Raw genomic sequence first — 22,426 nt, forward strand, 5'->3', positions numbered from 1 at the left:
CTCCAACGCGCGGGGTCGGATCCAGGAAGGGAGCGTCAGCCTGGGTGTGCGGCACCCAGGCTCACGCCGCCTTTCTCGTCGCCCGCACCCTTCAGGGCATGGGGCGCAGGTTCGTGACCGCGCTTCCAGCGGAGCGCATAGCATCGGTGCCATGACGGCACGCGACAACGAGCTCGGCGCGTTTCTGCGCGCGAGCCGCGCACGTCTTGAGCCGGCTGACGCCGGACTCGTCGGCGGGGTCTCGGGGCGACGGGTGCGCGGCCTTCGACGGGAAGAGGTCGCTGTGCTCTCCGGGGTCAGCGCGGACTACTACGCCCGCCTTGAGCAGGGGCGCGAGCGCAATCCCTCCGCGCAGGTGATCGATGCCATCGGGCGCGCGCTTCGCCTGGCGCCCGACGCACGCGAGCACCTGCACCGGCTGGCGGGGCTGCACCCCAGGCCCGGGCCGGACAGCCCACGCAATCTCGTGCACCCTTCCCTGCTGCACCTGCTGGACGCCTTTCCCCACGCGGCGGCCTATGTGCTCGGCCCGGCCTTCGACGTACTCGCGACCAACCCGATCGCCGACGCGCTGCTCGCGCCGTTCGGCGACGAGCGGAGCATGCCGCGCATCCTGTTCACCCACCCGCAGGCGAGCACGGTGTTCACGGATTGGGAGCTGCTGCGACGCAGCACCGTGTACGCACTGCGCCTGAACGCCGGGCGGTTCCCGGACGACGGGGACATCGCCGGCCTGGTTGCCGAGCTGAGGAAGGCCTCACCGGAGTTCGTCGCCCTGTGGGACGACCACAACGTCGGTGGACTGACCCGCGCCTTCAAGGTGTTCGTGCACCCCGAAGTGGGGCGCATCGAGCTGACATACCAGACCTTCGACGTGCGCGACGCCCCAGGGCAGCAACTCCTCGTCGGTACCCCCGAGCCCGGGAGCCGCAGTGAGGAGGCCATGACCTGGCTGGCCTCGACGGCGGAACCGGCTTGAGCTTCCACTGCCCCGCACGGACCACGCGTCCGCTTCCTGGGTGCCGTACACCCAGGAAGGCGCTGCCTTCTGGCCCGCCGCCCCGCACGCCACGCTGGAGAGGCCGCCGGCGGACGACACCGGCCGGCGGCGTCGCACTCACCCGCCACCGGAAAGGACCCCGTCATGGCCGAGATCCTGGAAGTGACCAGCCTGCGCCCCGCGCCCGGCCGTACGCCGGAGGACTTCGTCGCGGCGAACGCGGACATCAACGAGTACCTCAAGGGCCGGCCCGGCTTCCAGTGGCGCCGCATCGTCCTGCGCCAGGACGGCACGATCCTGGACATCGTCGCCTACGACAGCGTCGAGCACGCCCGCTCCGGGGCCGCCGGAATCACCGGCGAGATGGGCGGCTCACCGGTGCACGCCGCGATCGACCACAGCGCCGTCGACTGGCAGTTCACGACCGTGCTCCAGCACGTCGAGTGAGCACCCCGAATCACCTGGAAGAGACGACCATGCCCTTCGCCGACGAACTCATCAACGGTCACACGGCGCAGGCCCTGACCCGGGCCGTCCAGACCGCGGCTCCCGGTGCGGAACTCGCCTCGTTGCGGGCGGCCGCGCAGCAGCTCGGCGCGCTCTCGCTGCGTGAGCGGGCCGACCTGCTGAGGGACGCCCTGCTCGCGGACGTACCGGGGGACTACGCCGAGCTGGCGCGAGTCGTGCGGGCGGCCCGGGACGGCGTGCCGGCGTTCGGCGGATGGCTCATCTGGCCGGTCACGAGTGCCGTCGCCACGAAGGCCGTCGCCGAACGGACCGACGATGCCTTCGACGACGCGATGGCGCTCCTCGCCGACCTCACCGGGCAGCTGACCTCCGAGTTCGCCCTCCGCATCCTGCTACGGCACGACCTGGGCCGAGCACTCGGCATCATTGGGGGATGGACGGTGTCCCCAGACACCGATGTGCGCCGCCTCGCTTCGGAGGGCACCCGGCCCTACCTCCCGTGGTCGATCCGGGTTCCGGCGCTCATCGCCCGCCCCGGCGCGACCGTGCCGGTCCTCGACACCCTCTACGGCGATGAGAGCGAGTACGTACGGCGATCGGTCGCCAACCACCTCAACGACCTCAGCCGCGACCACGCGGACCTCACCGTGGCGACCGCCCGCCGCTGGCTCGCCGCCCCGGCCCCGACCACCGAACGGCTGGTGCGTCACGGGCTGCGTACGCTCCTCAAACGCGGTCACCCCGGCGCCCTCGAACTGCTCGGCTTGGCTCCGGCGACGCTGGAGATCGACGGGCCGGTGCTCGACCGCGTCGGGGTGCCCTTCGGCGGCAGCGTCCGCTTCACCGCGACCATCCGCAACAGCGGCGCCGAGCAGGCCCGGTTGTCAATCGACTACGTGGTCCACCACCACAAGGCCAACGGCTCACAGAGCGCCAAGACGTTCAAGCTCACGACCCGCACCGTCGCCCCGGGCGAGACGATCGAGGTGAGCCGTGAACACTCCTTCCGGCCGATCACCACCCGCCGCTACCACCCGGGCCCGCACGCCATCACGTTGCAGATCAACGGCGTGGCGTCGGACAGGGCGGAGTTCGAACTCAAAGCACCCTGACCACCACGGAATCGCAGGGCAGGACGCGCCACTATGGTGGTCCGATGGCATCGGTCAAGCAGTTCCAAGTCACCTTCGACTGCGCGGAACCTGAGCGCGTCGCTCGTTTCTGGTGCGAGGTGTTGGGGTACGTCGTACCACCGCCACCTGAGGGGTTTGCCACTTGGGACGATTTCAAGCGCTCACTGCCACCTGAGCAGCAGGACGCATGGTTCGCCTGCATTGATCCCTCGGATGTGGGACCGCGCCTGTTCTTCCAGCGCGTTCCCGAAGGCAAGGTCGTCAAGAACCGGGTGCATCTTGACGTGCGGGTCGGCACCGGGCTCGTGGGTGAAGAACGCCTCGCCACACTCGAGGCCGAGTGCGCACGACTGGTGGCGCTCGGCGCCGTACGTGTGGGACTACTGCCTGCCGATGGCGTCAACGAGTCGTGCATTCCGATGCAGGACATCGAGGGCAACGAGTTCTGTCTCGACTGAGGGGCCGCGAACGTGCCCCCGTCGCTCGGGCACGCGGCATGGGAGGGGCCCGCAGCCGGCCCGGGAGGGATGAACTCCTACCCGATCCACAGGATCCTGCCAGGCAGGCTTTAATCGCCGGCGAAATCGGCGAAATCGTCAGCGACATGGCCAACTCAACGCACGCCACCCCGTCCGGCCCGCCCGCCGGTGGCGGCTTCGGCCAGACCATCGCGTACGACGACTTCGTCGGCGTCACCACCGACGGCACCAGTGGAACGAAGCCGTGGTGCTGATCCGGTGAGCGGGGACCAAGGCGCGGTGGGCGATCGCCACGTTGGCGTCCCGGATACCGACGGCTCCGTCCCCGCCCACCTCGCTAGGCGAAGACGGACAGCAGCAGGGCCATGCCCAAGCCCAGCACGCTGACCAGAGTCTGCACGACGGTCTGTGTCTTCGTGGCCTGCGTGAGGTCCATGCCGAAGGATTCCTTGACCAGCCAGAAACCGGCGTGGTTGACGTAGTTCAGGCCGAGGGAGCCCGCCCCGATGGCCACGACGAGCAGCGAGGCTTCCAGGCCACCCCCGCTGACCAGCGGGGCGACGATGCCGGTGGCGGAGACGATGCCGACGGTGGCGGAGCCGGTGGTCAGCGACAGCAGGAGTGCGATCAGCCAGCCGAGCACGATGATGTTGAGATGCGCCCCCTCGGCGGCGGTGGCGATCGCGTCACCGATACCGGAGTCCTGGAGAACCTGCTTGAACGCGCCACCGCCGCCGATGATGAGCAGGATCGCCGCGATGGACTTCAGGCTGTCCGTCAGGGACGCGCGGACCTCGTCACCGGTGCGGCCCGTGCGCAGGGCGGTCACGCCGAGGGCGAAGAGCAGTCCGGCGAGCATGGCCACGAGGGGTTCACCGACGAAGGTCAGCCCGGAGCGCAGGGTGTTGCTCTCGTCGAGCACCGTCTCTGCAAGGGTGCGCAGCAGCATGAGGACGACGGGGACGAGCACCACGGCGACGGCCAGACCGGTTGGTATGTGGGGACGGGGCTCTGTGTCCGTACCCACGGTGTCCGTACCGACGGTGTCCGTACCGAGTTGCGCGCCCGCGGGCCGCGCGGCACCGGTGAACTGGGCTATGAGAGCGGCGTCCGGGCGGACCTCGGGAAGACGGGGTGCGATCCACCGGGCGTAGACCGGACCGGCCAGGATCACCGTGGGCACGGCGCAGACGAGACCGACGACCATGGTGAGGCCGAGGTCGGCGTGGAGACCGGTCATGGCGGTGAGCGGCCCCGGGTGCGGCGGCAGCATGCCGTGCAGCGTGGACAGCGCGGCGATGGCCGGCACCCCGATCAGGACGTACGGGGAACCCTTCGCACCGCCCTGGGCCTCCATCCGCCGCGCTACGCTGAAGATCAGCGGCAGCAGCACGATCAGGCCGACCTCGAAGAACATCGGGATGCCGATGACGAACGCGGCGGCCGCGACCAGCCAGGGCAGTCTGTGGGTGCTGGACCGGTCCACCAGGGCGTGGGCGAGGGCGTCGGTGGCGCCCGAGTCGGACAGCAGGCGCCCGAGCATGGCGCCCAGGGCCAGGGTGACGCCCACGTCGCCGAGGGTGCCGCCGGCGCCGTCCTCGATGGACGCGACCAGTTTCGCGGCGGGCTCACCGGCCGCGACACCGGTGACGACGGTGACGACGACGAGCGCGACGAACGGGTGGACGCGCAGGCGGGAGTTGATGAGGTAGATCAGCGCCGCGATCGCGACGGTGAGGATGAGCAGCAGCCACCAGCTGTGCGAGGTCATGCGGGTGCCTTTCGACGGGCGGGTTTTCGATCCGGGGTGAGGTGCGGGGCAGGACAGGGCGCATGGCGGACCGGCTCGCGGGCAGGGGTGAGCGCGTAACGCCGTTCGCCGGTCGGTGGTCTGGAACAGGAAGCGGCAGCCCGGTCAGTTCAGTCCGAGGCTCGTGACAAGGCGGGCGACCGATGTGTCCTGTTCGGACAAGAACGTTCCGAAGGTGTCGCCGACGGCGAACGCATCGGTCCAGCCATGTCGGCGGAGTGCCGCTCTCCACTGGCGGGACGCGTGCAGCGCGGTCAGTGCGGCGATCCAGCGCTCGCGGTCGGCGTCGCTGATGCCGGGCGGGGCCACGATTCCGCGCCAGTTACTGAAGACGAGGCCGCCGGGAGCGCCCCCGGCGGCCGGGACCTTTGGGTGGAGGTCGAAATCAGGCAGGCCGCGGCCAGCGTGGAGATCGTCGTGTCCGACTCCGGTCCGGGCGTCGCCCCCGAACTCGCCCAAGAGGTGTTCCACCACGGCTTCACCACCAAGGCCGCCGCGGAGGGCGAGCGGGGCATCGGCCTCGCCCTGACCCAGCTCGTCTGCGAGCGCCGTGGCGGGGAGATCACGGTGGCCAACACCTCCGACGGGGCCCGTTTCACCGCCCGTATGTCCGTGAGCCACCCCGCCGAAGCGGTGGCGGAAGGAGCAACCCCATGACGGACACGTCGGACACGTCGGACACATCGGATACAACGGACACGATCGACGTCCTCATCGTCGACGACGACTTCATGGTGGCCCGGGTCCACCGGACCTTCGTCGAGCGGGTGGCGCCCTTCAGGGTCGTCGGCACGGCCGGCACCGGCGAGCAGGCCATCACCGCGGTCGACGAACTACGCCCGGACCTCGTCCTCCTCGACCTCTACCTGCCCGACCTCTTCGGCCTGGACGTCATCCCGAGGCTGCGGACCGCCGGGCACGACTGCGACGTCATGGTCATCAGCGCCGCCCGGGAGGCCGACACGGTGCGCCGCGCCGTACGCCACGGAGTGGTGGACTACCTGCTCAAACCCTTCGACTACGAGGACCTGCACCCTCGCCTGGAGCGATACGCCGCCCGACGCGGCCGGCTGCTGACCACGGTGGTGCGCAGCCAGGCCGACATCGACCGGGTCCTGTCCGCGGGCCCGGTCCCCAGCGCCCTCTCCACCCTGCCGAAGGGCCTGAGCGTGGAAACCGCCGACCTCGTCGAACGCGCACTCCGCGACGCGGGCGGCACCCTGTCCGCCGCCGAATGCGCGGCCGCCACCGGCATCTCCCGAGTCAGCGCCCGCCGCTACCTGGAGCACTTCCACACCACCGGCACCGCCGCCGTCTCCCTGCGCTACGGCGCCGCCGGCCGCCCCGAACGACGGTACGGCTGGCAAGGCTGATCCCGCTCTCGCGCGCGACCGGACGCGGTGCCGGACCGGGTGCCGTCCACCCGAAGGAACATGGACCCCGCTGCGGCCTCGCGGGCTCGGCCGCGCGATGTCCGCATCCGCTGGTTCGGCATCTCCAACTGGCCCTGACGAAAAGGCGATCTCGGCATCTCTCGCCTGTCAGACCTTGCGCCAGCGCGCGTTGGCCCAGGAGAAGACCCCGAAGGCCACGAGGCCGACCGCTATCAGCGCCAGCAGCCAGGGTCCCGCAGGGGTGTCGGCGAACGTACGCAGGGTGTCGTCCATACCCTTGGCCTTGCCGGGCTCGTGCTGGACGGCCGCGGCGATGGCGAAGCCGCCTGCGGTGGCGAAGACGATGCCCCGGGCCGTACCGCCGAACATGCCGAAGAAGGCCACGAACTCACGCGTCCTCCGTGACATCTCCGACATCCTGAGGTGCTTCTCGAACTTGCGCATCACGGCCCGGACGGCGATCCATATGCCGGCAGCGGTCACCGCGGCACCCGCGACACCGACGATCCACTGCCCGCCGGGCCAGTCCAACGCCTTCGCCGTGACGTCCTGGGAGTTCTTGTCGGAACTGCCGCTGCCGCTGGCCTTGTCCCCGGCGGCGTAGGAGAGCACGGAGTATGCGACGAATCCATAGAAGCAGAAACGTCCCGCGGCCATCGCCCTCCTGCCCGGCTTTTCGCCGTCGGGACCCGCTTGCCCGAAGGCAGCCTCGGACAGCCGCCACAGGGCCATCCCGGCCAGGGCGATTCCGAGCAGCCACAGCAGTACGGCACCGAAGGGCTTTTGGGCGATTTCGGCGATCGCGCCGCCCCGGTCGGCCTGCTTGCCCCCTCCGGAGAAGGCGATCCGCAGTGAGAGAACGCCGATCAGCGCGTAGAGGACCCCGCGGGCGACGAAGCCTGCACGGGCCGCTGCCGCGAGCGTTCTGCTGTTCGCCGCACGTTGAGCCTGACCGCGTCCGCGTGCCGTTGCCGATCCAGTAGCCATGCCCTACCGGATGCCCCCGAAGGACGAGGCCATCCCGGGGCCGACTCTCCGCTTTGTCCTCCGGCCCGCTGTCCAGGCAGGTGCAGCCACGGCACATACGCGGAATGCACCCGAAGATTCCGCCGGGACAACTGGAACCCGGAGCGTCCGGCGCCCGGCTGTCACGCATGGGTGCCGCCAACCGGGCAATGCGCCAGATGTGACACGCGTCGGAATCATCGTCCTGACCCTGGTGACGGCTGTCGCGGCGGTGGCCGCGGCGGTCGTCCTCTCGCCCTACTGGTGGTTCGCGGCCCTCCCCCTCACTTTCGTGGGTGTGGTGGGGGTCCGGGACCTGCTGCAGCGTCGGCACTCGGTGCTGCGCAACTATCCGGTCCTCGGCCATGCCCGCTTCCTCCTGGAGCGCATCCGCCCGGAGTTGCAGCAGTACTTCATCGAGCGGAACTACGACGGCCGCCCCTTCGACCGGGACGTGCGCAGCATCGTCTACGAGCGTGCCAAGGGCACCGACGCGGAGGAACCGTACGGCACCGAACGGGACGTGTACCGGCCCGGTCACGAGTTCCTGGTTCCGTCGATGGCGCCGTGCCCGGTGCCGGAGACACCGCCGCGTGTGCGGATCGGCGGTCCGGACTGCGGCCGTCCGTACGACATGGCGCTGCTGAACGTCTCGGCGATGAGCTTCGGCTCGCTCTCCGCCAACGCGGTCCTCGCGCTCAACGGGGGTGCGGCGGCCGGGGGTTTCGCCCAGGACACCGGTGAGGGCGGGCTGTCCGAGTACCACCTCCGTCCGGGAGGCGACCTCGTCTGGGAGATCGGCACCGGATACTTCGGCTGCCGTACCGACAGGGGCGATTTCGACGCGGCCGAGTTCGCCGAGAAGGCCGCCCACGATCATGTCAGGTGCGTGTCCCTGAAGCTGTCGCAGGGCGCCAAGCCCGGCATCGGCGGCGTTCTGCCGGGAGCCAAGGTGAACGCCGAGATCGCCAGGGTCCGGGACGTCCCCGCAGGGCGGACGGTGGTCTCCCCGCCGTACCACCGGGTGTTCTCCACCCCGCGTGAACTCGTGCGCTTCATAGCCCGCATGCGCGAGTTGTCCGGGGGCAAGCCTGCCGGGTTCAAGCTGTGTGTGGGCTCGCGCCGGCAGTTCCTGGCCGTCTGCAAGGCCATGCTGGAGGAGGGGACGGCGCCTGATTTCATCGTCGTGGACGGCGCCGAGGGCGGAACCGGTGCGGCGCCCCTGGAGTTTGCGGACCATGTGGGCACCCCGCTCACCGAGGGCTTGCACACCGTGCACAACGCCCTGGTGGGCGCGGGGCTGCGCGACCGGATCAGGATCGGGGCGAGCGGCAAGATCGCCACCGGCAGCGACCTGGTCAAACGCATGGTCCAGGGTGCCGACTACGGCAACTCCGCGCGGGCGATGATGTTCGCCGTCGGCTGCATCCAGGCCCAGAAGTGCCATACGAACACCTGCCCCACCGGCGTCACCACCCAGGACCCGCGCCGGGCCCGCGCCCTCGACGTCACCGACAAGACGGCGCGCGTCCAGCGCTTCCAGGAAGCGACCGTCGCCAGCGCGTTGCAGATCATGGCGTCCATGGGCGTCAGCGATCCCGCGGAGCTGCGTCCGCACATGCTCCGCCAGCGCGTGGACAGCTTCACCGAGCGTTCCTACGAGGAGCTGTACGACTGGCTCGAGCCTGGGCAGTTGCTCGCCGAGCCGCCGGCTTCCTGGGCGGCCGACTGGGCGGCCGCCGACCCCGACCGTTTCACCGTGTGACCTGGAGGATCCAAGTGGCCCGTACCGTTGCCCGCGTCATCGTGGACGCGCTGAGCGAGCTCGGCGTACGCCAGGTGTTCGGCGTCGTAGGAGACGCGCTCAATCCGCTGACGGACGCCATCCGCACCACCGAGGGCCTGGAGTGGGTGGGCTGCCGGCACGAGGAGGCGGCGGCGTTCGCCGCGAGCGCCCAGTCGCAGCTCGGCGGAGCCCTCGGCGTGTGCATGGGCACGGTCGGCCCCGGCTCCGTCCACCTCCTCAACGGGCTGTACGACGCGGCCAAGAGCCATGCCCCGGTCCTGGCGATCGCCGGTCAGGTACCGCTCGCCGAACTCGGCAGCGACTACTTCCAGGAGGTCGACAACGACTCGCTCTTCAGCGACGTGGCCGTCTTCCGCGCGACCATCACTTCTCCCGACCAGCTCCCGCAGATGCTGGAGACGGCGGTGCGCACCGCACTCGGCCGCAGGGGCGTCGCCGTCCTCACCGTGCCGGGCGACCTGGGCGAACGGGAACTGGCCGACGACCGGCCGGCCCGGTTCTCCCTGAACGCCGCGGTGAGCCGGCCGGACGGCCCGGCTGTCCGCCGCGCCGCGGAACTCCTCGACCGCTCCGAACGCGTCACCCTGCTCGTCGGCGAGGGAGCCCGCGCCGCTCGTGAGGACGTCCTCGCCCTCGCCGACCGCCTGGCCGCGCCGATGGTGCTCACGCTGAAGGCCAAGGCGGGCTTCGAGGGCGACCACAACCCCTTCCAGGTCGGCCAGACGGGATTGATCGGCAACCCCGCCGCCGCGTCGGCCCTCCAGGACGCGGACACCCTCCTGCTGCTCGGCACGGACTTCCCCTACCGGGACTGGTATCCCGAGGGCCGCACCGTGATCCAGGTCGACACCGAGGCCACCCACATCGGACGCCGGGTACCCGTCGACGTCGGCCTCGTGGGGGACACCGGCGCCACCGTACGCGACCTCCTGGACCACCTCACCACCGCGCCCGCCGGGTCCGAAGGCGCACGTGACCGCTCCCATCTGGTGAAGGCGCGCGACCGCTTCGACCAGTGGCGCGCAGGTCAGGCCCGGCTCGCCGACCCGTCGCACGACAAGGGAGTTGTGGGCCGTATCCGCTCCGCGCTGGACAACCGTGCCCACGACATACGGCCCGAAGCGCTGGCCGCGGCCGTCGACCGGATCGCCGCCGACGACGCCGTCTTCACCTCCGACACGGGCATGGCCACCGTGTGGCTGTCGCGCTTCGTGGAAATGCGCGGTGAGCGACGCCTCATCGGCTCCTACAACCTCGGCTCGATGGCCAACGCCATGCCCCACGCTCTGGGCGCCCAGAGCCTGGACCGCGACCGCCAGGTCGTGGCCTTCTGCGGCGACGGCGGACTGAGCATGCTCCTCGGCGACCTCATGACCCTGAAGACGTACCGCCTTCCCGTCAAGCTCGTCGTCTTCGACAACCGCCGGCTGGGCATGGTCAAACTCGAACAGGAACAGGCCGGACTGCCCGAGTTCGGCACCGTGCTGGACAACCCCGACTTCGCCGCCGTGGCCGAAGCCATGGGCATCACCGGCATCCGCGTCACTGACCCGGCCGACGTGGAGAACGCCGTGCGGCGCGCCTTCCACAGCCCGGGCCCCGTCCTGCTGGACGTTCTCACCAACCCCGACGAGATCGCCGTACCGGCCAAGCCGACCGTCGAACAGGGCTGGGGGTTCGCCGTCGCCAAGATGAAGGAGATCGTACGCAGTCACGGTGAGCCCGGCGAAGACTGACGGCAGCTTCAGGAATGCCGGTCGGCGGCCGGGGTAGGCGCGTGCTTGCCGGACGACGGACCGGCGAGGACCAGGGCGGACGGACAGGGGGGGCGCATCATACCGACGACGACCTTGCAGACCGCCGGGCAGACGGTGGACCAGTTGACGGTACTGGAGGAGGGCACGCCCGACTACCAGTACGCCCGCAACACGCTGGTGGAGGACTTCCGCGCCCTGGCCCCGTTGATCGCCGAACTCGGCGAGCGTGACCGGTAGATCATCCACATGCGGTTCGTGGAGGAACTCACCCGGGCCCAGATCGGCGAACGCCCGGGCGTCTCCCGGATGCACGTCTCCCGGCTCCTGCCCCGCACCTCGCCCGTCTGCGCGAAGGCATGCTCACCTGATACCTAACTCGGTGGCGGGCTTGCGCAGACGGAGGTGAGCGACGACCTGTTTGCCGGTGTCCAGTGCGTCGGTGTGCAGCCGCCCACAGAGCCGGGTGACCAGGTGCAGGCCATGTCCGCCGACGCGGCGGGCGTCGTGTGCGCGCAGCTCGGGCGGGCGAGGGGAGGTGTCGCTCACGGTGATGCGCAGCAGGGCGGCGTCGGGGGACACCTCCAGCGCCAGGCCGACCGGACCGGGTGCGTGGCGCAGCGCATTGGTGACCAGTTCACTGACGATGAGTTGGGCGTCCTGGCTCGGCCGGTGGTCGGGGTGGTGGCCGACCCGGGCCAGCAGCGCGCGGACGGCCGCTCGGGCGTCGGCGATCGATGTGTCCGTCGTGTCCCAGGCGGCGCTGTACCGCAGGGGCGCCGCGGATTCGGGTTCATTCGATACCCGGTTCTTCAGCGGGATGACCATAGAACTCTTCCTGTGGGTCGTCCTTCTCTTCTCGTCACAGGCTCTCGCCGTCGTTCCAGTTCATGTACCCGCGGTCGCGTTGTTCATGAGGCGACCGTGCAAAGCAGCCCGATCACGACACAACTGAGAAGGGCCTTCCCGGATCCTTTCCGGGAAGGCCCTCTGCCTGGGGAGAGAAGGACGTCAGCGCTTGAAAGCGTCCTTGGTCTTCTCCTTGGCCTCACGAGCGTCGCCCTTGCTCTTTTCCGCCTGCCCCTCGGCGGCCATGCGGTCATTGCCGATGGCGTTTCCCACAGTCTCCTTGGTCTTACCCTTGGCCTGCTCGGTCTTCGCCTTGGCCTGCTCGGTCTTCGCCTTGGCCTTCTCGCCGGCAGTCATGGAACATGCCTCCTCATAGCTTATAGTGCCGCCTTCGCGGTAACTCCACGAGTGCCCGGCCCTTCGCTTCATAAACAAGGCGCCACGAGTGAGTGGCGGGGAATTGGCGGGGCACACGGAGACGCAGGAGGTCGATAATTATGGTTCCCCTGCTTCTTGTGCTGCTTCTCGCGGTAATCCTTTTCGGCGCCGGCTTCGCCGTCAACGTTCTTTGGTGGGTGGCCCTCGCCGTGCTGGTGCTGTGGGTGCTCGGATTCGCGATGCGCTCCCCCAGCGCCGGCGGGGGCCGAGGTCGCTGGTACCGATGGTGATCTGACTGCGCGCACCCCATCGCAGGGACCGGCCGCCATGACGGCCGGTCCCTGCGGGTGTGCCCGACGAACGAGGGCACGGGCGGCCGGGGCGGAGGTGCGCGGCCGGGCACCGTCGCATCGATGTTCAGCCGCTCACCGTCGTGGCCCGCGTCGTCACCGCGGCCGGTGATCTGTGATCGGGCTCATTCCCTCTTCGGGTTCGGCCGCCTACGCTGGTGCGTCACGAGTGGGGCAGCGTAGCTCCGCGAAACAGCTCGCGGGCCCGATCTGCCGGACACAGGCGAGCACCCTCCCAAGGGACCGACCGCCGTGACCGATGATCTGACACCTGTCATAACCGCCTCCACCCGTTGGCTCCTCGCCGCCTATCCCGCCCCCGGCGGCGCGCTCAGCCGGGCGCTGGCCGAGGCCCAGGCCCGCCAGGCCGTCGCCCTCGCCGCCACCCTGCGGTACCCCACCGATATCGACGTGGAGCTCCTCCACCTGCTCGCACCCAGCGGATCCCATCGCCTGGACTGGCTCACCGGATGCGAGCCGCAGCCCGACGACACCGCCTGGCGGACCTGGATCGACGAAACCGTCGTCAGCTGGGCGGCCTGCCTCCTGGCCGCCCCCGCCCTGGCCGCCCACGCCGCCGGCCAGGCCCACTCCATGAGCGAGCACGAGTCCGCCGGAGGCCTGCGGCGGCTGACCGACCCCGGGAAGTGGGACACCGAAGCCGCGCCTCTGCTGCGCCATCCCGACCTGCTCGAGGACATAGCCGGCCTCCACCGGACCCAGCTCATGGAACTGCTCAGCCTCGACAGCGCGGAGCTGCCCTGATCCAAGCGCCCGAGAGCCTGCTGCTCCGCTCGGGCACCGACGAGCTGCCGAGACGTCCTCACGCTGCTGCGACGTCTCTACGCGGCCCCGGCACGCCAAGCGCCACGGGAGCCTCTCACACCGCTCGGCCGGCTCCCGCACGAGCGAGCACTGCGCCCTCGGCCTGCTGGTGTACCTCAGCCCTCGACTCCGGTGGCGGTGTGGGCGGCGCCCACGGGCTTGGACTCGGGGGATCCGCGCTGGCGCAGGTAGACGGAGAGGATGGCCATGGAGGCGACGGCGAGGAGTTCGGACTGCCAGTTCTGCAGGGTGCGGTTCCAGAAGTCGGCGGAGCCGAGGTACTGCGTCCACGAGACGGGTGCCTCAAGCTGGCGCAGCTGTTGCTCGTTGTAGGCGGACGTGCCGGTGATGGACTGAGCCAGCCACGACCACAGGAAGATGGCGCCCATGACGATGCCGAGTGAGTGCGAGTACAGCTTCTGCCGCCATCCCTTGTCGGCTGCCCAGCGGGGCGATGACGGGTCGGCGTGGTCTCCGACTTTCTGCTCGCGGTCGCTTTCCACACCGGCCTGGTGCAGTTCCTTGGATTCGGGCGAGCCGCGTTGGAGCAGCCAGATGGTGCCGAAGATGTAGAGGGAGAACTGGAGGTATTCCGACTGCCAGTTCTCCGTGACGTCCACGGCGAAGTCGGAGGTCGTGAGGTAGGCGAGGAAGCCGATGGGGTGGAGGCCGTCGGTGACCAGCTGGTTGTTGAAGTCGGCGTGTCCGGATACGGCCTGGCCGGCGAGGGTGAGCAAGAAGCCGGTGCCGAAGGCCAGGGTCAGACTGTTGTGCTTCACGAACCGTGTCAGGCGGCTCATCGGTGCATCAGTCCGATGGCGGTGAAGTAGCCGAGGCCGGCGCCGACGGTGAGCAGCAGCAGGGTGAAAAGGGTGCGCATCCTGCGGTCATCCTCCCTTGACCTGGCACTGGTAGGGCTGTTGGGGGCGCGGCACACAGCCTGCCGCGGTGACCTTCCAGCCGGCCGGGAACGCTGACAGGAAGAGGGTGTCGGTATGGAGGACCACCCGTGCCTGCCGTCCGTAGACCTGGACCCCGCGTACCGGCCCCGCCTGGGTCAGTTCCTCATCGAACAGAGCCTGGACGCAGGGCTTCTTCGCGGACTGCTCGACTTCCTGCCGGGTTTGGGGTGCCAGCGCCGCGCAGGCGCGTGCCCCGTCCTTCCGCCGGAGGCTCTCCTCGAAGCTCAGGGCCGCACGGGATGCGGCCGTCTCCCGTTCGCCGAGCGTGGTGCACCCGGTCAACCAGGCAACACAGACGGCGGCCATCAGCCCAGTGCTCCTCCAGCGCGACAAGAAAGACCTCCACCTGCACGTCAGGGGCGTGTCGGGCCATGCTGGTGCGGTGGCGATCGTGATCGGCGGACGCCGCGCCGTATTTCAGGTGAGCACAGAACGTTCGGGCTATTCGGCCGGGGTGGGATCGCGGCAGTCCCCCCAGCGGGTGGCGCAGTGCCCCGTCCGCGCACAGCACCGCATCCGTGAGGTCCCTACCGGGAAACACCGTGCGCCTCACAAGTCTCGCTTCTCCAGCGGTTTTACGGCGGGCCCCTGGAGGATCCGGCCGTCCGGGGCGAAGCGGGAACCGTGGCACGGGCATTCCCACGCCTGCTCGGCGCGGTTGAAGGCGACGAGACAGCCGAGATGGGTACAGGCGGCGGACACGGCCTGGAGCTGACCGCTCTCGTCGCGGTGGACCGCGCAGTAATGTCCGCCGATCCGCACCACGGCGCCGTCGCCCGGGACGATGTCCTCCGGGCGCGGTCCGGTCAGAGCCGGCAGCCGGTCGCCGATGAAGTGCCGGGCGACCTGCGCCTGGTGCTTGAGGAACGACATCCCCTCACGGACCACCGGGCCCAGGCGCCGAGGGTCGTACAAACCGGCCCACTCGACCTCGCGTCCGCCGACGAGGTCGCTGATCAGACGGCCCGCCATGATGCCGCCGCTCAGACCCCAGCCGCCGAAACCGGTGGCCACGTAGGCGTGGTGGCTGCCGGGGTGGAGCGGGCCGACCAGGGGTACGGAGTCGGTCGAGTCGTTGTCCTGGGTGGCCCAGCGGTGGGTGAACGTCAGCCCGGGGAAGTGGTCGCCGGCCCAGTCGGAGAGCCGGGCGAAGCGTTGCTCGACGTCGGTGGTGCCGGGCGTGAAGTGTTCGCCGGTGACGATCAGCAGGCGTTTGCCATCCCCGTAGGGTGCGCTGCGGACGGACCGGGTGCCCTGCTCCGGCGTGATGTACATGTCGCGCGGGGCCCGGTCCTCGTCGACGGTCCCGGCCACGACCAGCTCCCGGCGCGGGGAGAGCCGGGTGAACAGCATGGCCCGGTCGAAGACGGGATAGTGGGTGGCGACCACGACCTTCTCGGCACGCACCGACACCCCCGAGTCCGTCTCCAGCACACAGGGATCGCCCTCGGTGAGACCCACGACCCGCGTCCCCTCGTACACCGTGCCGCCGCGCCGGCGCAGGTCGTCCGCCAGTGCCAGCAGGTACTTGCGGGGATGGAACTGGGCCTGCCCGGTCACCCGGACCGCCCCGGCCACCTCGAAGGGCAGGTCCGTCTCCGTGACGAAGTCGGCGGGCAGCCCGGCCTCCCGTGCCGCCCGAGCTTCCGCGCGCAGTTCCTCCACCCGCCCGGGGTTCTGCGCGTACGTGAAAGCCGCCGCTTCCTCCCAGTCGCAGTCGACGCCCAGCTCCGTCACGATCTCGGCGGCATGCCGGATCGCCTCGCTCTGCGACAGCGCGTAGAGCCGCGCGCCCTCGGGGCCGCGGGTCCGGCGCAGGTGGTCGTAGATCAGGGTGTGCAGGGCGGTCAGCTTGGCCGTGGTGTGCCCGGTCACCCCGGAGGCCAGCCGGTCCGCCTCCAGCACCGCCACCTCGCGACCCTGCCGGGCCAGCTCCCAGGCCGTACTGAGCCCGGCGATGCCACCGCCGACCACGGCGACCTCCACCGAAAGGTCACCGGGCGGCGGCGGCGCGGGTTCGGCGGGCGGCGCCGTCTCCAGCCAGTACGACCCCCGGATTCCACTTTCGGCGTCTTTCATGGGCGTGCCCCTGTCTCAGCGTTCATGGCCGCCGGGTTCCCGCCATGGCGACATGACACCCGGAACTGGGCCAGAAGCCGCGGGAACGCCCGTTCGGCCGCCTGCAAGGGTCACAGGGTCATCGGACTCTTCGAGGAAGGGGATCCCGGCGGATGCGCAGCAGACGGTGACCCGCTTCCGGCGGGGAGCGGCGCTCGACCTCCCCAGGCGTGCGCCGCTCCCCCACCAGCCCGCGTCGATTACCCCCGGATTCCCGCCCTACACCCACCCGCGGCCGGCTCGTGCGCCATCGCGCGTGCCGGCATCATGCCGTCCCGGCACAACGACGACCCGGGGGCCTGCAAGCTGCGCCAGACCGCCGGGCAATGCGTCCACCGCCCCAAGCAGTGCCGCGGCCGCGCTTCCCACCCCGTTTCGGGGGCACTCCTGAGCGAATTGGTGCCCTTCTCGCGCTGTCACCGCCTGGCTCGCGCGGACGCCCTGACCGAACGTTTCCTTCCATCGCTCCCGTGCTCACTGTGCGATCCGCTGGTGTAGGCGAAGCGGTCCCGGGTGTTATTGAATGAGGTGTGCGGTCAGGAATCTCGGGACCCTGTCGCCCGGGTTCTGGTACGGCCCCGGCGCTGTGCCGGGGTTGGCGAGCGAGCTGAGAGAGCCGCATGGACTCCACCCCCTCCCCCTCGTCTGCGTCGCCGTTCGACATGGTCAGCGGCGCTTTGGGGCAGTACATCCCGGGCGGCGGAGCGGCAGCGGCCGGCGGTACCGCCGACCCGCAGGGTGACAGTGCCGCCCGCCAACGCGTACAGGCCAATGCGACCCCCAGCCGTCAGGAGCAGATCCTCGGTGCGGTCAACCTGGACCGGGATCTGAGAATCGCCCGCTGCAATCTGGACGCCGCCGTTTTCGCGGGGGTGGAGGCCGTGGCCGGAAGCCCCTTCGTCGATCTTCTGCCTCCCTGGGACGTACCGACGGTCACTCGTCGGTTGCGGCAGGTCCTCGAGACCGGTGAGCCGCACGTCGCCCGGGTCCAGCGCCTGCGGCGCAGCGACGGGTCGGAGCTGGTGGTCTCGATGAGCATCCTGGCCGCCGCGGCGCCCCAGGAGGGCCTGACCGTCTCTCTGATCGCCATGGCCAGGCGGCTGCACCTGTACGCCGCCGAGACCGCGATCGGCACCTCCCTGGACATCGGCGAGACCGCGCAGTCGCTGGCGGAGTCTCTGCTGGCCTGGGGAGACGTGACCGCCATCGACCTCGACTTCGCCGTGTGGACGGGCGAGGTGGTCACCGAGCAGCCGCAGGGGCGCATCCGGCTGCGGCGGGCGGCCCTGGTGCCGGACCGGGCGTGGCCCGACGGCTACGTGACTCCGGGCGACGATCTTCCCAGCGACGCGAGCCGCTTGCTGTCGCAGGCGATACGGCGTGACGATGCCGCGCAGGCCATCGTCATACCCGACCGGGAAGCGATCCTGCGCGTACTCGGCAGTCCGCGGCTGGTACATGCCCTGGTGCCCGGTGACCGGGCGGCAGGTGTGGCGTGCATACCGCTGGTCCTGGACGGCGCGCCGCCCGTCGTTCTGGGGGTGGCGGAGGTGTGGCGGCGGGCGGACCGCCCCTTCGACGACAGCGAGCTGTTCGACCTGCAGGAGCTGGTGGCCAGGACGTCTCATCACGTCGACCTGGCCCGTCAGCATCAGCGCGAGCACACGCAGGTGCTGGCGTTGCAGCGCCGGCTGCTGCCTCGGTCCGCCGGCGACACCATCGAGACTGCCAGCGTCTACCAGCCCGCCACCCCCGACAGCGCGGGCGTCGGCGGTGACTGGGTGAACAGCTTTCCGCTGCCGGACGGCCGTACCGCGCTGGTGGTCGGCGACGTCGTCGGGCACGGCCTGGGAGCGGCGGCGACCATGGGACAGCTGAGCATGGAGGCCCGCGCGCTGCTGTCCGCGGGGCTGGCGCCAGACGAGGTGCTGGAGCACCTGGACGAGACCGTGACGCTGCTGGACGACGCGGAGTCCGGGCTGGCGGCCGGTTACAGCGCCCTCGGGTCGACCTGCTGCATCGCCGTTTACGACCCGGTCAGCCACCACTTGGCGCTGTCCAGCGCCGGCCACCTCCCCCCGGTCCTGATGCCCCCGGACGGGCCCGCCGCCCCGGTCGCGGTGCGCCCCCACCCCGGGCTGGGCGCCGAGTTCGCGCTGCGGGAGCCGTACGAAGTGCACGCGTTCGCCGCACCCCCGGGCTCGCTGCTCGCCCTCTACACCGACGGCCTGGTGGAGGACCCGGCCCTGTCGATCGACGAGGGCATCGGCAGGCTGGCGGACGCCGTGTCCACGGTGCACCCCTGGGATGCCCTGCAGCAGGCCGCGCGGCACGTGGTCTCCGCGCTGGCGCCTGTGCACCGGCGCGACGACGTGACCCTGCTGCTCGCGCGCATGATCGGCTACCGCAAGGAGGACACCGCGACCTGGCGTCTGCCCGCCCGCGGCGACGCGGCCGCACGGGCCCGCACGCTGGTCTCCGAGCTGCTGGGGCGGTGGCGCACCAGAGACGACACCCGGGACAGCGTGCTGCTGGTGATCAGCGAACTCGTCGCCAACGCCGTCCGCTTCGCCGAAGGACCCATCACGGTACGGCTGATCAGGACCGGTCACGGTCTGCTGTGCGAGGTGGGCGACAGCGGCAACGGCAGGCCCCGGCTGGGCCGCAACGCGCTCCTCGACGACGGTGGTCGTGGCTTGCACGTCGTCCATGGACTCACCTCCCGGTGGGGGGTGCGGTGGACGAACACCGGCAAGGTGGTCTGGGCGTCGGTCGAGAGGTGACGCGGCTGGTAGGGCCTGGTCAGGTTCGCTCGTCAGGCGGCGGTACGGGCGGCCCGAGCTCGCACTACAGCCACTCCCCTTCCAGCGCGGTGGCCGTGAGGCCCGGGGCCGCCGCGTACAGGACGGCACGACTGCCCCGTTCCTGCCCGGCGTCGTACGCCCTGCGCAGGATGTCGAACACGGCGGCGCCTCCGCGGTTGCCGCTGGTGTAGCTGTCCCGGCTGTAGTCCAGCAGCCCCGACGGCCACCCGTCGGGCATCGTGTGCTCCATGTACTCCAGCACTCGCGTCCCGCCGGGGTGCGCGAGCAGGACGTCGGGGTGCCAGGAGTCGGGGTCGTCCTGGTAACGGAGGCGCAGCCACTCCCACATCGCGGTGACCGTCTCCTGTACGGCGCGCGGCCCGCGCCGGTCCATCACGAAGTGGGTGCCGTCCTCCCGTGTCTCCAGGCGGTGCAGGTCCTGGGTGCCCGGCAGGGTGTGGTGCCAGGCGGCGTCCAGCCGCAGCACCGACTCGGGCCTCGGGCGGCCCGTGACCACCGCGGCGACCGCGGTGTCCGCGAACAGCAACCGGACGATCAAGGACTCCAGGGTGTCGTCCGCGGGCTGGTAGGTCGTGCTCAGTGCCTCCGCGATCACCACCAGGACCACCCGGTCGGGGTCCGCGGCCACGAGATCCGCCGCCAGTGCCAGGGAGCGGGTCCCGGCTATGCAGGCCCACTGCGTGGCCGGCAGCAGCAGCACATCGTTGCGGAGCGGGAGTTTGTTGGCCAGGGCGACGTCCAGCCCCGGCAGCGCTGGGGTGGTGGAGTGACTGGTGATCAAGCAGTCGATGTCCGCGGCGTCCAGCCCGGCGATCTGCAGGGCCCCCCGAGCCGCCCGCTCACCGCAGGACTGCACGGCCGCCCAGGCCGGTGCGGTGCGCTCCTGGACGGTCTGCGGCGCGGGTATCGCCTCGAGGGCGGCGATCACGCGATCCACGTCCTGCTCGGTGAACCCGTCGCCGGCCAGCGCCTCCCGGGCCGGCCCGATGCCGGCAGCCGGCAGGCCGCTCCCGTTGCCGGGCGCGACGGCGGTCTCCAGCGGCAGCATCCACCCGCGGGTTTCGATGCCCGTGCCGGCCGCGATGCCGTCAATCCGCGGCGCCCACGCCGCGTGCGGGTGCCGACCGCGCACTTCCGCCACGATCTGGCTGGTCTGCACGGTGTACTCGCCGTGTATCACGGCAGGCGGGCACAGGTAAGCGGCCATGATTGGGGCCTTTCTAAGGGGAATGAGGCAGGACGACTCGAACGCTGTGTCATGGCCCACTTCGACGCAGTGCATCCAAGTCCATGGCAGTGCGCTCTACTTCGGGGTTCCGTATCCGCTTCGAGGATGGGGGCTAAATGCACATTTGCGCTGTGACCTGGGCAACTTGGGCAGTCTTTGCGTGAGTGACACGGCGCACACTGCTCCACAGAAGGCCGACGCGGTGCGGCGCCCACCCGACATGCCGTCAGCCCAGCACCCGAATCCGAGGAACGGCCAACCCCATTCGTGCGAGTTCAGACGATATGTCCGAATCCCCGAGGGTGCCCTTCGCGATTCCATCGCCTCTCGCACCACGGGCCACTGAAGAAGCCTCGGTCCCGCTTCGGAAGGGCTGCCGCCTGATGCCCAACAGCAAGGCAGCCGTTGCCGTTTCGGCGCGATCAGACGGCTTCCGCGCGGCCGCTGCCCAGCCGGGGCCTGGACGCGACAACCGAGGGACCTCCGCTCTTCAGCGCACATCGCCTTCGGAGCGGTGGAGCGAGCCGGTGTCGGGGAGCCTGAGGCGCTCCCCGTGCGTGGCCGTCATTACGCACCTTCTTCACGAAGTACCCGGCGGTAACCATCGTCGCTCTTGCTACTTTCCCTTTCAATATCTTTTGGCCCGTCAGTTCTTCGACCCCAGTCTTAAGGCTCAACTGTGCTTAGATTCCTGCCTGCCGCGACTGTCAGCGGCCGTCACCGCAAGCCCAAAGCGATGAGCCCGGCGGTCCGCCGAGCACTCGTGGTCGTGGCGACCGGCCCCATCGCGGGGTCGATCCTGGCCGCTCCGTCGGCCTTCGCCGCCGACAAGGCCGTCTCGAAGAGCAGCGTCACCGAACTCGATGCCGCCGAGCAGAAGATCGCGGACAATCTCAACACCCGTAGCCAGGACACACGGCTCGGCAGCACGCTCAGCGGTGTCGTGGTCGACGCCAAGTCCGACAAGGTGGTCTGGGGCCATGACGCGACCACCGCGCTCATGCCCGCGTCCAACACCAAACTCGCCACCTCCACCGCCGCGTTGACCGTGCTCGGCCCCGACCACCGGTTCACCACCAGGGTCGTCTACGGCGACGGCACGCTCACCCTCGTCGGCGGGGGCGACCGCACGCTGTCCACCGGGGACCTCGACGCGCTGGCCAAGACCGCGGTCGCGGGTCTGAAGAACGCCGGTCTCACCTCCGTGAATGTCCGCGTCGACGACAGCCTCTTCCCCGAGCCGACACTCGCCAACGGCTGGAACACCGGCTACTACCCGACCGAGGTCGCGCCGGTCCGGGCCCTGGTGGTGGACGGACACGCCGTCACGGACACCTCCTTGGACGCCGGGCAGGCGTTCGCCAGACTCCTCGCCGACCGGGGCGTCACGGTCACCGGTGATGTCACCCGCGGTGTGGCCGGGGACGGAGACGTCCCCGTGGCTCGGCACCGGTCCGACAAGCTGTCCGCGATCGTGAAGCACATGCTCAAGGTGAGCGACAACAACTTCGCCGAAACGCTGCTGCGGATGACCGCGCTCGGCACCGGCCGCCCGGCCACGTTCGAGGACGGAACGGCGGTGGTACGGGAGGTACTCAGCCACACGTACGGCGTGTCGCTGGACAACTTCGAGCTGTACGACGGCAGCGGCCTCTCCCGCTCCACCCGGATCCCGGCCCAGACCCTGGCCGACATCCTCGATCTGACCACCGACCCCCGCTACAGCCGGACCCTGAAGTCCGTCGCGGACGGCCTGCCCGTGGCGGGCGAGGCGGGAGCCACCCTTGGTCCTGAGTGGGGCCGGTTCGACACCCCGGACTCCCAGTGTGCCGTCGGAAAGGTCAAGGCCAAGACCGGCACCCTCACCGGCGCCATCGCTTTGAGCGGCATGACGAAGGCACAGGACGGGCGTTGGAAGATCTTCTCCTTCGTCGAGAACGGTTCCACCGCCAACCCGGGCGACATCAAGGACGCCTTGGACGGCCTCGCCGCGACCGTCAACGGCTGCTGGGCGTGACACGCTGCAGCGCTACGGGTCCTG

The 22,426-nt window shown here is 70.2% G+C and carries 21 protein-coding genes and 2 pseudogenes; 14 read left to right on the plus strand and 9 right to left on the minus strand.

Annotated elements, in window-relative coordinates; all coding sequences use genetic code 11:
• Positions 1-151: 151 nt before the first annotated feature.
• The 5 genes from ABZ396_RS04980 to ABZ396_RS05000 all read left to right on the plus strand — a co-directional run bounded on the left by ABZ396_RS04980 (position 152) and on the right by ABZ396_RS05000 (position 3,334).
• On the plus strand, positions 152-979 hold the full coding sequence (locus tag ABZ396_RS04980; RefSeq protein WP_358920340.1) for a helix-turn-helix transcriptional regulator: 828 nt from the start codon (positions 152-154) through the stop codon (positions 977-979).
• 165 nt (positions 980-1,144) lie between these two features.
• Positions 1,145-1,447 (plus strand): hypothetical protein, encoded by a 303-nt coding sequence (locus ABZ396_RS04985; protein WP_358920342.1) that lies wholly within the window; start codon positions 1,145-1,147, stop codon positions 1,445-1,447.
• Positions 1,444-2,580, plus strand: a complete 1,137-nt coding sequence (locus ABZ396_RS04990) for a DNA alkylation repair protein (protein ID WP_358920344.1) — start codon at positions 1,444-1,446, stop codon at positions 2,578-2,580. The genes ABZ396_RS04985 and ABZ396_RS04990 overlap by 4 nt, the downstream gene beginning before the upstream one ends.
• A gap of 44 nt (positions 2,581-2,624) precedes the next feature.
• A complete protein-coding gene (locus ABZ396_RS04995; protein WP_358920346.1) occupies positions 2,625-3,059 on the plus strand; it encodes a VOC family protein in 435 nt (144 codons plus the stop codon).
• A gap of 146 nt (positions 3,060-3,205) precedes the next feature.
• Positions 3,206-3,334 (plus strand): hypothetical protein, encoded by a 129-nt coding sequence (locus tag ABZ396_RS05000; protein WP_358920348.1) that lies wholly within the window; start codon positions 3,206-3,208, stop codon positions 3,332-3,334.
• Positions 3,335-3,417: 83 nt separating this feature from the next.
• On the opposite strand, the gene ABZ396_RS05005 is transcribed toward ABZ396_RS05000, so the two are convergent.
• Entirely contained in the window at positions 3,418-4,851 is a 1,434-nt protein-coding gene (locus tag ABZ396_RS05005) for a gluconate:H+ symporter (protein WP_358920350.1), read from the minus strand.
• Between the two features lie 144 nt (positions 4,852-4,995).
• Positions 4,996-5,199, minus strand: a complete 204-nt coding sequence (locus tag ABZ396_RS05010) for a hypothetical protein (RefSeq protein ID WP_358920419.1) — start codon at positions 5,197-5,199, stop codon at positions 4,996-4,998.
• A 48-nt stretch (positions 5,200-5,247) separates the two neighbouring features.
• On the opposite strand from ABZ396_RS05010, the pseudogene ABZ396_RS05015 reads away from it, so the two are divergent.
• Both ABZ396_RS05015 and ABZ396_RS05020 read left to right on the plus strand, forming a co-directional pair.
• A pseudogene (locus ABZ396_RS05015) lies at positions 5,248-5,547 on the plus strand (ATP-binding protein); the annotation flags it as partial.
• A complete protein-coding gene (locus ABZ396_RS05020; RefSeq protein ID WP_358920352.1) occupies positions 5,544-6,263 on the plus strand; it encodes a response regulator in 720 nt (239 codons plus the stop codon). The pseudogene ABZ396_RS05015 and the gene ABZ396_RS05020, both read left to right, overlap by 4 nt.
• A 168-nt stretch (positions 6,264-6,431) precedes the next feature.
• On the opposite strand, the gene ABZ396_RS05025 is transcribed toward ABZ396_RS05020, so the two are convergent.
• Positions 6,432-7,271, minus strand: a complete 840-nt coding sequence (locus ABZ396_RS05025; RefSeq protein WP_358920354.1) for a DUF1206 domain-containing protein — start codon at positions 7,269-7,271, stop codon at positions 6,432-6,434.
• Positions 7,272-7,470: 199 nt separating this feature from the next.
• On the opposite strand from ABZ396_RS05025, the gene ABZ396_RS05030 reads away from it, so the two are divergent.
• The 3 genes and pseudogenes from ABZ396_RS05030 to ABZ396_RS05040 form a co-directional block, all read left to right on the plus strand.
• Positions 7,471-9,054 (plus strand): FMN-binding glutamate synthase family protein, encoded by a 1,584-nt coding sequence (locus ABZ396_RS05030; protein WP_358920356.1) that lies wholly within the window; start codon positions 7,471-7,473, stop codon positions 9,052-9,054.
• Between the two features lie 14 nt (positions 9,055-9,068).
• Complete coding sequence (locus ABZ396_RS05035; protein ID WP_358920358.1) at positions 9,069-10,832, plus strand: thiamine pyrophosphate-dependent enzyme; 1,764 nt, start codon at positions 9,069-9,071, stop codon at positions 10,830-10,832.
• A 195-nt stretch (positions 10,833-11,027) separates the two neighbouring features.
• Positions 11,028-11,221, plus strand: a pseudogene (locus tag ABZ396_RS05040) (sigma-70 family RNA polymerase sigma factor); the annotation flags it as partial.
• Here the strand turns inward: ABZ396_RS05040 and ABZ396_RS05045 are convergent.
• Positions 11,214-11,678 (minus strand): ATP-binding protein, encoded by a 465-nt coding sequence (locus tag ABZ396_RS05045; protein WP_358920360.1) that lies wholly within the window; start codon positions 11,676-11,678, stop codon positions 11,214-11,216. The pseudogene ABZ396_RS05040 and the gene ABZ396_RS05045 sit on opposite strands and share 8 nt — an antisense overlap.
• A gap of 183 nt (positions 11,679-11,861) precedes the next feature.
• Positions 11,862-12,056, minus strand: a complete 195-nt coding sequence (locus tag ABZ396_RS05050; RefSeq protein WP_358920362.1) for a CsbD family protein — start codon at positions 12,054-12,056, stop codon at positions 11,862-11,864.
• 140 nt (positions 12,057-12,196) lie between these two features.
• Between ABZ396_RS05050 and ABZ396_RS05055 the strand changes: the two genes are divergently transcribed.
• Together ABZ396_RS05055 and ABZ396_RS05060 are read left to right on the plus strand one after the other, a co-directional pair.
• Positions 12,197-12,367 carry a hydrophobic protein gene (locus ABZ396_RS05055; protein ID WP_358920363.1) on the plus strand — a complete coding sequence of 57 codons (171 nt, stop codon included), beginning with the start codon at positions 12,197-12,199 and terminating at the stop codon, positions 12,365-12,367.
• A 312-nt stretch (positions 12,368-12,679) separates the two neighbouring features.
• Positions 12,680-13,192, plus strand: a complete 513-nt coding sequence (locus ABZ396_RS05060; protein WP_358920365.1) for a hypothetical protein — start codon at positions 12,680-12,682, stop codon at positions 13,190-13,192.
• Between the two features lie 176 nt (positions 13,193-13,368).
• On the opposite strand, the gene ABZ396_RS05065 is transcribed toward ABZ396_RS05060, so the two are convergent.
• The 3 genes from ABZ396_RS05065 to ABZ396_RS05075 form a co-directional block, all read right to left on the minus strand.
• A complete protein-coding gene (locus ABZ396_RS05065; protein WP_358920366.1) occupies positions 13,369-14,052 on the minus strand; it encodes a DUF6766 family protein in 684 nt (227 codons plus the stop codon).
• An 87-nt stretch (positions 14,053-14,139) separates the two neighbouring features.
• Positions 14,140-14,520, minus strand: coding sequence for a hypothetical protein (locus tag ABZ396_RS05070; protein ID WP_358920368.1), 381 nt, complete (start codon positions 14,518-14,520; stop codon positions 14,140-14,142).
• Positions 14,521-14,763: 243 nt separating this feature from the next.
• Positions 14,764-16,293 (minus strand): FAD-dependent oxidoreductase, encoded by a 1,530-nt coding sequence (locus ABZ396_RS05075; protein WP_358920370.1) that lies wholly within the window; start codon positions 16,291-16,293, stop codon positions 14,764-14,766.
• A gap of 659 nt (positions 16,294-16,952) precedes the next feature.
• Between ABZ396_RS05075 and ABZ396_RS05080 the strand changes: the two genes are divergently transcribed.
• Positions 16,953-19,115, plus strand: coding sequence for a SpoIIE family protein phosphatase (locus ABZ396_RS05080; RefSeq protein ID WP_358920372.1), 2,163 nt, complete (start codon positions 16,953-16,955; stop codon positions 19,113-19,115).
• Between the two features lie 64 nt (positions 19,116-19,179).
• Here the strand turns inward: ABZ396_RS05080 and ABZ396_RS05085 are convergent, their stop codons facing one another.
• Positions 19,180-20,364, minus strand: a complete 1,185-nt coding sequence (locus tag ABZ396_RS05085) for a type III polyketide synthase (protein WP_358920374.1) — start codon at positions 20,362-20,364, stop codon at positions 19,180-19,182.
• Positions 20,365-21,121: 757 nt separating this feature from the next.
• Between ABZ396_RS05085 and dacB the strand changes: the two genes are divergently transcribed.
• The gene (gene dacB / locus ABZ396_RS05090; protein WP_358920376.1) at positions 21,122-22,402 is read left to right on the plus strand and encodes a D-alanyl-D-alanine carboxypeptidase/D-alanyl-D-alanine-endopeptidase; all 1,281 of its coding nucleotides are present in this window, start codon (positions 21,122-21,124) and stop codon (positions 22,400-22,402) included.
• Positions 22,403-22,426 lie beyond the last annotated feature (24 nt).

It is taken from the genome of Streptomyces sp. NPDC005866 (assembly GCF_040629895.1).
GTDB lineage: Bacteria > Actinomycetota > Actinomycetes > Streptomycetales > Streptomycetaceae > Streptomyces.